Here is a 13,135-nt window from a genome sequence, read left to right as displayed (position 1 = left end):
CAAGTCATGAATCAATTAGAGATCCTTTTTTCTGACAGAATCGCTGCTCACTTAAAATTTTAAATCAAACTTTACACAAAATTCTTGACAGGTCCCCAAAGCCTTCGCAATCGCTTCTAATTCATTCACAGAGAAGTTATCTCTTTTGAATTTATTTGCCATGTTTTGATTTGTGGTGCCGAGTCTTTTGCTAAGTTCTATTATCGTTACATTTTTCCTTTTAAGTAAAATTCGTATTTTCTCGCCCATCGTTAAATTCATTAATTATCACCTACCTAAGTTAAATAATACACCTATTAGTGAATATCTGCAATCTAATTACCTGATTATCTAATGGTACTGAATTTAAAATAGATGAAACCTTGCTATAGTTAATTATAAAATGTATTATCACATTATAAAGTGAATATTAGAAAGGAGCATAAAAATTTATGAGTAAAATTATAGCCGTTGCTTCACAAAAAGGTGGAGTAGCCAAAAGTACAACATGTAGGAATCTAGCAACAATTTTAGCAAAGGAGGGTTACAAAGTACTTGCAATCGATACGGATAACCAAGCTTCAATGACTGACTGCTTTGGTATTGAAAAGCCCGAAATACTGAATACGACACTTTATCATTTGATGATGGCTGTTATGAATGAAGATGATCTTCCACCCAAAGAGAGCTACATACTCAAAAGTGATGGCGTGGATGTAATCCCAAGTAGTATAGAAATGTCAGCCATTGAAATGAACTTGGTCAGTACTATGAGCAGGGAATATGTACTAAAAACTATTACAGAAAAACTCAGACCAGATTATGACTACATCATAGTAGATTCAGCTCCATCTTTAGGTTTAATGACATTAAATGTACTGGCTGCTTGTGACAGTGTATTGATCCCTGCTACACCAGAATACCTATCGGTGAAAGGTCTGGAGCTACTACTTCAAACAATTATGAAGATAAAGCGCAGAATTAATCCAAGTATTACTTTTGAAGGCATTCTGCTAACCATGTTTGACGAAAGAACCAATCTATCTAAGAACATGATTGAAATGGTTGATGAAGCTTACGGTGAACATATCAAAGTATTTGATATTAGAATTCCCAAATCAGTAAAAGTAGGAGAAGCTAATCTTCAAAGTAAGTGTATTGTAGATTATATGCCAACGAATAAAGCGGCTATTGCTTATCAGGAACTAACAAAGGAGTTGATTAATAATGGATAAAACAAAAATGAAAAAAGTTGAAACCTTTGCCTCAATATTTGGTGAAGATCATAGTGAAGTGCCATCTGAAAAAACAGATGGCACTACGTCATTAAAGCTTAACGATCTTATCCCTTTTAGGAACCATCCATTCAAGCTTTATGAAGGAGACCGATTTAATGACATGGTCGAGAGTATTAAGCAATATGGGGTTATTGTTCCCATTGTTGTACGAAAAGTAGATGACAAGTATGAAATCCTGTCTGGGCATAATAGAGTTAATGCAGCTAAAGAAGCTGGATTAACAGAAGTTCCAACAGTAGTTAAAGAAGGACTTACTGAAGAAGAAGCAACACTCATTGTCACTGAAACAAACATTATGCAACGCTCTTTTTCAGAACTTGCACATTCAGAAAGAGCTACAGTTATTTCAACGAGGCACAGTGCGATGAAGAATCAAGGTGTTAGAACTGATTTACTCAATGAAATTGAAAAATTGTCTAAAGCACCTAACTTGGCAAGTGAAGAGACTTTTTATCCAATGGATAAAAAGTTAAGAACACATGAGACTATTGGTAATGAATACAATTTATCTCAAGCATCGGTTGCGAGATATCTTCGTATTGATAAGCTAAGTGATGCGATTAAAGATCTAGTTGATGACGGGAAAATTGCTATGCGAGCTGGTGTAGACCTTTCTTATCTATCACAAGAAAATCAAGAAATGGTGGAAGCCATTATTTCTGAAAACACATTTAAAGTGGATATGAAAAAAGCAGCTCTTTTAAGAAAGCACGAGAAAGAGGGTAACCTAAACTGGAATACTGCCCAAAAGATTATTAGTGGTGATATGCTAAAAAGTACGGGTAAAGTGAAACCATTTAAGCTTCAACCGACAATTATTTTAAAGTATTTTAATCCTAATGATGATAAGAAGGCTATTGAAAAAACAATTGAAAAGGCTCTTGATTTTTACTTTAGCCAGATGAAAAACCAATCACATGACATTGAGGAGGGGGAGGAGATGATTGAGTAGACTGACAGAAATTAAAGAAATTTATGATTATATCTTGAAAGAAATCATGAAAGATGAGCAGGCCTGGAAAGACTTTCTAACCTTTCACGCAAGAATATATAAACACAGTTTTAATAATGCCGTGCTCATATATGCTCAAAGACCTGAAGCTACATTAGTTGCGGATATGGAAATCTGGAACCGTCGCATTGGAAGATGGATTAACAGGGGCGCTAAGAGTATCGCAGTCTTTGATGATCAAAGTGCTTATTTAAAACTAAAATACCTGTTTGATATTGAAGATACCCATGGTCAGCCACATACTATTCCTAAAGTATGGCAACTAAATGAAGTATTAGAATCACAGTTATTAGATAGCGTTGAAGCGAATACCTTGTCAGAATGGATTGCAAGACGGACCAATGAATTGGTCCTCGCTTATGCATCAGATATAAAGCAAGGCCTAGAAAAAGAACTGGCTAAGACCAAATTATCGGGACTGCCCATTGAAGGTGTTACAAGGCAGTTTATGCAGTCTCTAATGGATAGTGTAGAATACATGATAGCCATTCGCTCAGGTATTGAAGAACCTAAGCTAAGTAATTTAAACCCATTTAATACAGTAACAGATTTTGATACCAAATCATTAACCCTAAGATTAGGCTATTTAACAAGTACCATCTCAGAACAAATTTTAAGAGAAATTGAAAGAGAAATTAAAACCATCAAAAATGAAAAAAGGAGTGTGAATGTCAATGAAAACAGTGGAACTCACTTATCAGGAAGTACAAGGGATTTATCATCCTCAGATTCAAATATCGCAGGAGAAGAGCTACGACAAGAAACCGCTAGGGAAGTACGGTCAGATGGCAATGAATTATCTGAAAGAGGAACACATCAATCGGTACAATTATCTAGTGGCAGAAGGGACGCTGCTTCCACTGATGCATCAAGTGAACGAGGAAGCATGGGAGAGGATGGAGAAACTTCAGGACCAGATGATACAGAAAGAGCCGGTTCAAGACCCAACCAACACCTATCAGACTTATCGTCACAGAGAGATGATCAGAACGAGAGCGGAGGAGATTGTTCTTCAGGAAATCATCTTCAAGGAGAGATAACAAAAGATTTAGAGCTGCCAGAGCGTAGCTCTTTTTTAGTGGAATTAACAGATGATGAACTTATTGAAAGAGTACTTTTAAGAGGTTCTGGATTTCAAGGTGGGAAACAGCGGATAGTTGATTTCTTTTCAGAAGAATATACTGCAAAAGAAAAAGCAGACTTTCTAAAAAACGAATATGGAACTGGTGGTAGCTCTGTTACATTCACTGATAATTTAAGTGGTTTTGAAAATCACGACAGTAAAGGAATTAGCATTGATCTTTATAAAACCGATAAAAAAATCCACTTGTCTTGGGCTAAAGTTGCTTCCGGTATTGATGCCTTAATTGATAACAGTAAATACTTTGAACCTCGGTATAAAAATGATAATCCACCAACAAGAGAAGCAGTGTATCAACCAACATTATTTGACTTAGGTTACGCTCAAAATGACATTAGGCACGAGAATTATAAAAAGCTAATGAAGATTGCCCCTGGTATTTTGAATGGACGTTATCGCTATATGAAGCTAAAAGCACCTGGCTTTATGGATCTTGTCATTGAAAAACTCTATGGGAATCGAATTTCTCTATCCCATTATTATGAACAAAATGGAGACTTGATGAGTGATCCGGACATGGAACTCATTGTAGACATTAATCAAAAGACATTAACAGCAGCAACCTTTCAGCAAGACAACATGGCAATCTATCATGCAGCCTATCAGGGTGATGAATTAATTAATCCTGATTTAGAAGATGAGTTAAATGATTTTCTGAAAGACTGGTTATCGAATATTGCTAGGCAAGGTCATATTGTTTATAAGGCTTATTATTCAGAGGATGTAGACGCGGCAAACGTAGAACCAACCTTTGATGATAAAGGTCATGAAATGATTATTGAAGCACCTTCGGAAAAGGATGATTTATTGGACCTAGAACATGAGGATCTCCATGATTATCCTTTAGAAGTAGGTATGGAAGTGGATATTGAGGGAAGAAAATTTCAAATTGAATCCATTGACTATGATAACAATGCTGTATCTCTTATGGATTTAACCTTTGCAGGGCAAACAGGTTATCCTATTTTCAGAAAAGAAAGTGTTGATTTTGTTTTAGATTATCTGCCAGATGAGAAACCACTGACGGAAGAAGAAAAGTGGGGTATAGTATCCATTGGTTCAATTGAAGATGAAAAACAAAAACAGGAACAATCTACAAAAATCAATTATCAATTTTCACCTGAAGATGAAATCGGTATTGGTGGGTTAAAAATAAAATTCAGAGCCAATGTTGAAGCGATTAAAACGTTAAAGGTTATTGAAACAGAAAAGCGTATGGCCACTGACAAAGAACAGTCCATATTAGCTAGATACGTTGGTTGGGGTGGTATGCCACAAGCTTTTGATGTTGGGGCAAGTGGTTGGAGCAATGAATACGGTGAACTAAAAAAACTGTTGTCACAAGAAGAATATGATAGTGCAAAAGCGTCAACGCCTAATGCCCACTATACATCCTCTGTCGTTATTCAAAGTATTTATCAGGCACTTGATCAATTTAGTTTTAAAAAGGGAAACATCTTGGAACCTTCCATGGGCGTTGGTAATTTCTTTTCCCACCTTCCTAACTCTATGAACAAGTCAAAACTCTTTGGGGTTGAACTAGATGATGTATCAGGACGTATTGCGAAGCAGCTCTATCAGAAAGCGCAGATTCAAATTAAAGGCTACGAAGAAACACAGTTTGAAGATAACTTTTTTGATGTAGCCATTGGCAATGTACCTTTTGGGAATTACAAAGTATATGACAGACTTTATGATAAGCATAACTTCATGATCCATGATTATTTCTTTGCAAAAACACTAGATAAAGTGCGTCCTGGTGGTATCATTGCCTTTGTTACCAGTAAGGGTACCATGGACAAAAAAGATCAAGCCATCAGGAAGTATATTGCTGAAAGAGCAGAGCTGATAGGTGCTATACGATTACCCAATACAGCATTTAAGGAAAATGCCAATACCGATGTAACCGCAGATATCCTTTTTCTAAAAAAAAGAGAACGTCGGTCGGTGGAAATACCAACTTGGCTATCGGTTATAGACAATGAAAATGGGGTCCCCGTCAATCAATATTTCATTGACTATCCCCATATGATGCTTGGTGAAATGGTATTTGATGAAAGAATGTTTGGTAGAGACAGTCGCTATACCATGTGTGTAAATACAGACAGTAACTTTAATCTGGAAGGAGCGCTAACAGAAGCAGTCTCTCATCTTGAAGCTGAAATTGGTTACTATGAGCAGGCAAAAAAAGAGGACAACAATGATATACCTGCTGATCCTAAGTACAAGAATTATTCTTATGCCTTTATTGATGACATGCTTTATTACCGTGAAAATTCTATCATGAGACGGATGGATTATACCGGTAAAACCCTTGAACGGATTCAGGGAATGATGGCGATTCGGGACATAACAAGAGAAATCATTACACTTCAAACCGAAGGCTGCACGAAAGAGTCACTTGAAAAGGCTCAAGAGAAGTTAAACCTAACCTATTATGCATTTGTAAGAGATCATGGCTATATTACTTCAAAGCCTAACGCCACTGCCTTCCGTGATGACAATGACTATCCGCTTTTATGTTCTCTAGAAGTGGAGGATGAAGATCATAAGGTAACAAAGGCAGATATGTTTACCAAAAGAACCATTAAGCCTTATGAATCCATTACCGATGTAGATTCTGCATTTGAAGCATTAACAGCATCTTTAAATGAAAAAGGTATGGTGGATATTCCGTTTATGGCTGAGCTTTATGATGAAGAACCAGAAGTCATCATTAAGGAGCTTGAACAAGACATCTATCTTAACCCTGAAAAGTATGATGAAAATGATCCTTTGAGAGGTTGGGAAACGGCTGATGAATATCTCTCAGGTGATGTAAGACAAAAGCTCAAATTTGCCAAAGTCTTTGCAGACATGAATCCGGAAGTCTTTTTAAAGAATGTACCAGCCCTAGAAAAAGTACAACCCATAGACCTTGAGGCAAGTGATATTGATGTAAGGTTGGGAACTACATGGATTGAACCAGCAGATTATGAACAGTTTATCTATGAGACCTTAAAAACACCCAGATATTATCACAATACTGGTGGCAGAAACGAAATCAAAGTGCACTACAACAATTACAATGCAAGCTTTGGTGTTGAGAACAAAGGCTTGGATGGCTATTCAGTTGCAGCAAAAGAAACCTATGGGACTTCAAGAATTAATGCTTACTACATCATTGAAGACAGCCTGAATCTTAGGAATTCTACGGTGAAGGATCGTGTTGAAGATGGAGATACAGTAAAATATATCATCAACAAAAAAGAGAGCATGCTGGCAAGAGAAAAACAATCCCAGCTAAAACAAGTTTTTAAAGAATGGCTATTCAAAGATCCTGAAAGACGTAAAAAGTATGTGGATTATTATAATCATCACTATAACAATATCCGTCTTAGAGAATATGATGGCAGTCACTTGAAATTTCCAGGCATGAATCCAGATATTAAATTAAGAGAACATCAAACAGCAGCTATTGCAAGGATTATCTATGGTGGCAGTACACTTCTGGCACATTCTGTAGGTGCAGGAAAGACTTTTGAAATGGTTGCCAGCTGTATGGAGCAAAAGCGACTGGGACTGATTAACAAAGCAGTTCTTGTTGTACCAAATCATTTAACACAGCATATTGGCAGTGAGTTCTTAAGGCTTTATCCATCGGCTAATATTTTAGTAACTACAAAAAAGGATTTTCAAAAATCCAATCGGAGACGTTTCGTCAGTCGTATTGCTACTGGCGCTTATGATGCTGTTATTATGGGGCACTCGCAGTTCGAGAAAATTCCTGTATCTAAAGAGCGTCAGGAAGAAATGATTCATCGGCAGATCAATGATATCTCTGCTGCTATTGCTGATGCAAAAAAGAGTAATGGTGAAAATTGGAGTATCAAGCAGATGGAAAAACTCAAGCTTTCACTGACAGCTGAAATCAAACGACTTCACGACAGCCCCAAAGATGATGTGATTAACTTTGAAGAGCTTGGAATAGATTGTGTTTATGTAGATGAAGCGCATTATTTTAAGAACTGTGCTGTATTTTCAAAGATAAGAAATGTTGCGGGAATCTCTAATACACGTAGTAAAAAATCCATGGATATGCTCATGAAAACCCAGTATATCCAAGAAATCAATCACGGTCGTGGGGTCATCTTTGCAACTGGAACCCCGATAAGCAATTCCATGACTGAAATGTATGTGATGCAAAGGTATATTCAAAATAAGGAGCTTGAAGCAAGAGGCATCCATCACTTTGATGCATGGGCAGCACAGTTTGGAGAAGTGGTCTCAAGTCTTGAATTAGCACCTGAAGGCACAGGCTATCGCTATAAAAGCAGATTTGCTAAATTTTCTAATTTGCCAGAGCTCATGACGATATTTAAAAACATGGCAGATGTAAAAACAGCAGATATGCTTAAATTACCTATCCCTAAATTAAAGGGGGACAAGCACAAGTTGATTTCAGCAGAGTCCAGTGGTTTTACAAAAGAGATCATGGAAAGCTTTGTAGAAAGGGCAAGTGATATTAGAAATGGCATGGTTGATCCAAGGATCGACAACATGCTTAAGATAACCAATGAAGCTAGGCTATTAGGTCTTGATCCAAGACTCCTTTATGAGGATGCACCTAATGAGGCTGATAGTAAAGTCAATCAGTGTATTGATAAGGTCTTTGAAGAATATAAAGAAAGCCATGCTTTTAAAGGAACACAAATCATATTTTGTGATGTAGGAACGCCTAATACAGATGGGCGTTTTTCTGTTTACCCATATATCAAGGATGAATTGATCAAGAGAGGCATTCCAGAAAAAGAGGTCTGTTTCATACATGATGCCAATAGTGAAACACAAAGAGAAACTCTATTTGCAGATATGCGTAGTGGTAACAAACGTATTATCCTTGGTTCAACTGCCAAGATGGGCACAGGAACCAATATTCAGGACCGTTTAATTGCCCTCCACCATTTAGACTGCCCGTGGCGCCCAAGTGACTTGGAGCAGCGAGAAGGAAGAATCCTAAGACAAGGCAATCAAAATGAAGCTGTAAACATCTATAAATACGTCACGAAATCAACATTTGACAGCTATTTGTGGCAGATTGTCGAGAACAAACAGCGTTTTATCAGTCAAATCATGACCAGTAAATCTGTTGCAAGAAATGCAGAAGACATTGATGAAACAGTACTATCTTTTGCAGAAGTTAAAGCCCTAGCAACAGGTAACCCTTTGATTAAAGAAAAGATGGACGTTGATAATGAAGTCAGTCGTTTAAGTCTACTAAAGTCTGAATACAACAGTAGAAGGTATGCTATGGAGGATAATTTCACCTACAAATATCCAAAGCTGATTCAACAGGCAAAACAACGACTTGAAGGCTTGATTAAGGACATCAGTAGGCGAGACATGAATAAGACAGAAGAGTTTCAAATCAATATTGATGGCAAATTCTTTGATGAAAGAGAAAAAGCCGGAACTTATCTTCAAGTATTACTATCAAGGATTGAACCAGATAAAGAAACCCATATGGGTACATTTAATGGCTTTGATCTCTTAATCCTAAAGAACAACTTCTTTGGTCAACACAAGATGATCCTTCATGCAGAGCAGAAGTATGAAGTTGAATTTGGAGATAGTCCCCACGGTAATATGGTTAGGCTTGAAAACTTTTTAGAAGGCCTTGAAAAGCGCATTGAAAAAACAGAAAGTCAGATTGATGAGTATGAAAGAAATATGACCCAGTCTAAAGAAGAATGGGAAAAACCATTTATGTATGAGGAAGCATTAGCACAGAAGCTAAAGCGACAATTTGAACTTAACGCTGAACTGGATATGGATAAAGGAGATGATGGCATCGCAGTGAGTGAAGAAGATTTTGGAGAAGAAGTGATAACTGAAGATGATGAAGAGATGACTGTTTAGCAGGGGGTAACCCCTGCTATTTTAATGGAAGGAGTTGAATTTAATGACTAGACAAATGATTCAAAATGTCAAACAAGAAAACGTCATTGAGCTGATGTGTGAGGTATTGGAGCTTTCGGAAAGCTCAGAAAAGAAAGTGGTAAAAGCAGTAGAAGAAATAGGCCTTCAGGCATTCTTTACAAGTGTTGATGCTTTGGCTGTTGATGATGTTGAAAAAGACAGAATTAAGGCACTTAAAGAAGTGATTGAAGCTAAGGCAAAATCATTAGAAACGTTGGAAGGGGGACAGTGATATGGCAACTAAAGCAAAATACTCAGATAGCTTTTTTCAAAGCTTAAATAAACTGACGGGTATTCCAATGAGTAAATTAAAAAGTTATGCAAAAGACAATAATCCATTCAATATCTTAGAACATCCTGGTGTTGTTGAACCTAATGACAGGCAACTTGAAAAACTCAATAAGTTAAATGAATTCATTGCTTCTTACAATGTGCTAAAGCTGGATCAGGAAAATGAGAAAATTACTTTTAAATCGCCTAATGATTCGGGGAAATACTTTGCATCTCTACTTGGTGGTGTGAAAGATAAGGAAAGGTTTTTGGTTGCCTTTTTAGATAACAGCAACAGCATTATTGAGCTTAGAACAGTATCGCAAGGCACTACCAATATGGCAGTTGTATACCCAAGAGATATCCTTAAAATGGCTCTTGCAAATGACTGCAGTAGCATCATGCTATCGCACAATCATCCCGGGGGCAGCTTAAAAGCTTCTAGTGAAGATATTGCTTTAACGCAACGGATTGTCGATATCTTTAGACCCTTAGATATTAAAGTATTAGATCATATTATTGTGGGTGGTTATAGCTTTAGCTCTATGGCTGAAAATGGCGTATTACCCAACGATAGAATGGATGTTGCAAATTATGAACCTATTAAATTATCAGCAGCTGAAGAAGAACAGGTTGAATATAATTCAGTGGATGAAGAAATAGAACTGTAGGAGGGATAAACGATGAATCAAGATAGAACAGAACAAATTCGAGAAAATAATGCTGAAACTATTACTTGGATTCTTGGCGCAACTGGCAAAACAAAGGAAATAATCAAAAGTTGTATTATAGACCAAGGTATTAAAGCCTTTTTGCTACATCATAAGGATTTGGAGCTAGCCACTGAAGAACATGAGAAAATTGGTATATTAAAACGAGTGATTCAAACATTTGATGGGGATATTGAAACAATAAACTTTGGTGATATGGATGAGGGGTGTTAAGCTTTGAAACGATTTACAGAAGCAGAAATAAATGAAGCGAACAGTATTAACCTCATAGCCTATGCTGAAAAAATAGGACTTAATCTCAAGAAGGTGGGTAATTCCTATAAAGCCAAAGATTATGGGGGACTTTATATCGATGCAACCGGTGCTAAATGGAATTGGTTTTCTAGAGATGCAGGTGGTGGTCCTATACAATTTGTTATGGAAATGGAAGGCAAGAATTGGGTAGATGCGGTCTATACACTTCTTGGTACAGAAAAAAGTAATTTTACACCAAGACCTAAACCGATAGATGACGAAAAAGGACCATTTGTATTGCCGGATAAAAATGATACCTACAAACATGTCATTGCCTATCTGATACAGTCAAGATGTATTGATAAAGAAGTTGTTTACGATTTTATCAGTCAGGACAAACTGTACGAAAATACACATAGGAGCTGTGTCTTTGTGGGCTATGATGAAAAACATGAAGCCAAATACGCCAGTGTACGTAGTACAAATACAAGGGGGAATTCCTATCGGGGAGATGTAAAAAACTCTGATAAGGCGTTTCCCTTTTCTTATGAGGGGAGCAGCATGACGGTATGCGTCTTTGAATCACCCATTGATCTGATGAGTTATTTAACCTTGCTCAAGTATCATGGGATTGAATCTCTTGAACATCATATGATTTCACTTGGAGGTGTAGCTGACCGAGCATTAGATTATTATTTAAAACTTCATCCAGAGATTAATAGAATTATGCTCTGCCTCGACAATGACGAAGCAGGGCATTTTGCTTGTCAGCAGTTTAATGAGAAGTACCATGAGAACTATAAGCTGTTAAGGCATAGCCCAACAGGTAAGGATTTTAATGAAGATCTATTAACTATAAAAAGCAATCTTAAGCTAAGTCAGGCACGAGAACCAGCAATAAGTTATGAAACAGAAAGGGATATTGAAGAAGAAATTGAGCTTTGAAAGGAGGTCGCTAATGTATTTTTTAAATGAAGATCATGCTTATAATTTTCAAAATATGATTTTAAAAGACCGAACCCATCCAAGTGATGTAGAGAGGATGTCACTTTTTTATATCATTGGAGGCAACGAAGATTTATTTACAAAATTTCGACATATCTATGACTTTAAGAATCATGAAATTAATCCAGAAATATTAACAAATGGTCAAGTGGATTTGTGCTCTAGTAGTAAGGCTTTAGTTAGACTTGCTTATAATCTTTTTAATGGCTATGAAGATGAGTACACCACGCCAAGAGATTTGTTTTATAATCTAGATCCTAAGAACTTCTTAGTAGCAAAAGGTGGAATCGATCTGCGATTTAATGGGGATATTGAAAAACAAATGTCTGGAGAACTGGATGAAGAGATGGATATTGAGTTCATATGAAATTACAGAAGTTTACAGAAGTTGATGAAATAATCTGATGTTTATGAGAAAATGGTATTATAAAAATTAACCATAATAAAGGGGGCAATTGAAATAAAACTAGATATGAATATAATTATGAAAAAGTTAAAGTCGAAGAGACAGATTTTTCATTCAGAAGCAGATTTTCAGTTTGCCTTAGCTTGGGAAATACAACGTGAATATCCAGAGGTTGAGGCTCGCCTTGAATATGCTTATAAAATTGGTGATAAGCTTTATCATATTGATATATTGGTGATTCATGAGAATCAATACATTCCCATCGAGCTGAAGTATAAGACCTTGAAAAAGAGCGTCATATTTGAGTCGGAAGAATTTCACCTGAAAAATCATGGTGCTCAAGATCTTGGGAAATATGATTTACTTAAAGATGTAGTAAGAGTTGAAAAAGTTCTTCAGGATCATAATAAGTTTGTAGATGGTCATATTATTATGCTAACGAATGATCCAAGTTACTGGAAAAAGGACAGTAAAGAAAACACTTGTTGTGCTGATTTTAGCATTGCTGCTGATAGGGTTGTAACTGGAAGCATGAAATGGGCTGAACATACAGGTGCAGGAACGATGAAAAATAGGGAACAGCCAATTGCTTTAATGGGAACTTATAATCTTAAGTGGTATGATTTTAGCAAGTTTGATGACAAGAGGAATGGTCAGTTCAGATATTTATTGATTGATGTAGCGAGAAAAACCTTATTTTTCAATACCCCAAAGACCGAATAGGAAAGCTCTGCTTTCATGAGGGCAAGCTTCCACAATGTATGACATTGTGCTTGATGGGAGTTTCCCATACCCTATAAATACTTGGGACTGTGTCCCAAACCCCCAAAAATATTATTGTTCATAAAAAATAAATTCTGGTCGTTGGGGTAATTTGATTTGAAATAGCGATATAGAAATCAGCTTATATTATAAGTAAGTTGGTTTTGTGATTTGAATATCAATACTATCTATTTGTCAGTGAGAACACTAAAAATGAGAGCTTAAATTTGAGACGAATAAGTTATACCCCTATTCTGCATGGGGAAGTATAAAAACTGCTTTATTTGTTGAAATATCAATACTTAGGCAAATCAATCGATTTCACCCATTGGGTGAAAG

10 protein-coding genes are annotated in these 13,135 nt (G+C 36.5%); 9 read left to right on the top strand and 1 reads right to left on the bottom strand.

Annotated elements, in window-relative coordinates:
* Positions 1-51: 51 nt before the first annotated feature.
* Complete coding sequence (locus JOC49_RS12280) at positions 52-261, bottom strand: helix-turn-helix domain-containing protein (RefSeq protein ID WP_204665328.1); 210 nt, start codon at positions 259-261, stop codon at positions 52-54.
* Between the two features lie 170 nt (positions 262-431).
* Between JOC49_RS12280 and JOC49_RS12275 the strand changes: the two genes are divergently transcribed.
* From JOC49_RS12275 to JOC49_RS12230, 9 genes are all read left to right on the top strand, one after another.
* Positions 432-1,214 (top strand): ParA family protein, encoded by a 783-nt coding sequence (locus JOC49_RS12275; RefSeq protein ID WP_204665327.1) that lies wholly within the window; start codon positions 432-434, stop codon positions 1,212-1,214.
* Complete coding sequence (locus tag JOC49_RS12270; protein ID WP_243423717.1) at positions 1,207-2,229, top strand: ParB N-terminal domain-containing protein; 1,023 nt, start codon at positions 1,207-1,209, stop codon at positions 2,227-2,229. The genes JOC49_RS12275 and JOC49_RS12270 overlap by 8 nt, the downstream gene beginning before the upstream one ends.
* Positions 2,222-9,328, top strand: a complete 7,107-nt coding sequence (locus JOC49_RS12260; protein WP_243423716.1) for a DUF6908 domain-containing protein — start codon at positions 2,222-2,224, stop codon at positions 9,326-9,328. Before JOC49_RS12270 ends, JOC49_RS12260 begins: the two co-directional genes overlap by 8 nt.
* Before the next feature lie 43 nt (positions 9,329-9,371).
* A complete protein-coding gene (locus JOC49_RS12255; RefSeq protein ID WP_204665325.1) occupies positions 9,372-9,620 on the top strand; it encodes a hypothetical protein in 249 nt (82 codons plus the stop codon).
* A gap of 1 nt (position 9,621) precedes the next feature.
* Positions 9,622-10,329 carry a JAB domain-containing protein gene (locus JOC49_RS12250; RefSeq protein WP_204665324.1) on the top strand — a complete coding sequence of 236 codons (708 nt, stop codon included), beginning with the start codon at positions 9,622-9,624 and terminating at the stop codon, positions 10,327-10,329.
* Positions 10,330-10,341: 12 nt separating this feature from the next.
* Positions 10,342-10,602 carry a hypothetical protein gene (locus JOC49_RS12245; RefSeq protein WP_204665323.1) on the top strand — a complete coding sequence of 87 codons (261 nt, stop codon included), beginning with the start codon at positions 10,342-10,344 and terminating at the stop codon, positions 10,600-10,602.
* A gap of 3 nt (positions 10,603-10,605) precedes the next feature.
* Positions 10,606-11,568, top strand: a complete 963-nt coding sequence (locus JOC49_RS12240) for a DUF3991 and toprim domain-containing protein (RefSeq protein WP_204665322.1) — start codon at positions 10,606-10,608, stop codon at positions 11,566-11,568.
* A 13-nt stretch (positions 11,569-11,581) separates the two neighbouring features.
* Positions 11,582-11,995 (top strand): DUF6075 family protein, encoded by a 414-nt coding sequence (locus tag JOC49_RS12235; RefSeq protein WP_204665321.1) that lies wholly within the window; start codon positions 11,582-11,584, stop codon positions 11,993-11,995.
* Between the two features lie 117 nt (positions 11,996-12,112).
* On the top strand, positions 12,113-12,757 hold the full coding sequence (locus JOC49_RS12230; protein WP_204665320.1) for a hypothetical protein: 645 nt from the start codon (positions 12,113-12,115) through the stop codon (positions 12,755-12,757).
* The last annotated feature ends 378 nt before the right edge of the window (positions 12,758-13,135 follow it).

The organism is Fusibacter tunisiensis (assembly GCF_016908355.1).
In the GTDB taxonomy this organism is placed as follows: domain Bacteria; phylum Bacillota; class Clostridia; order Peptostreptococcales; family Acidaminobacteraceae; genus Fusibacter_D; species Fusibacter_D tunisiensis.
This window is presented reverse-complemented; position numbering and strand designations above follow the sequence as displayed.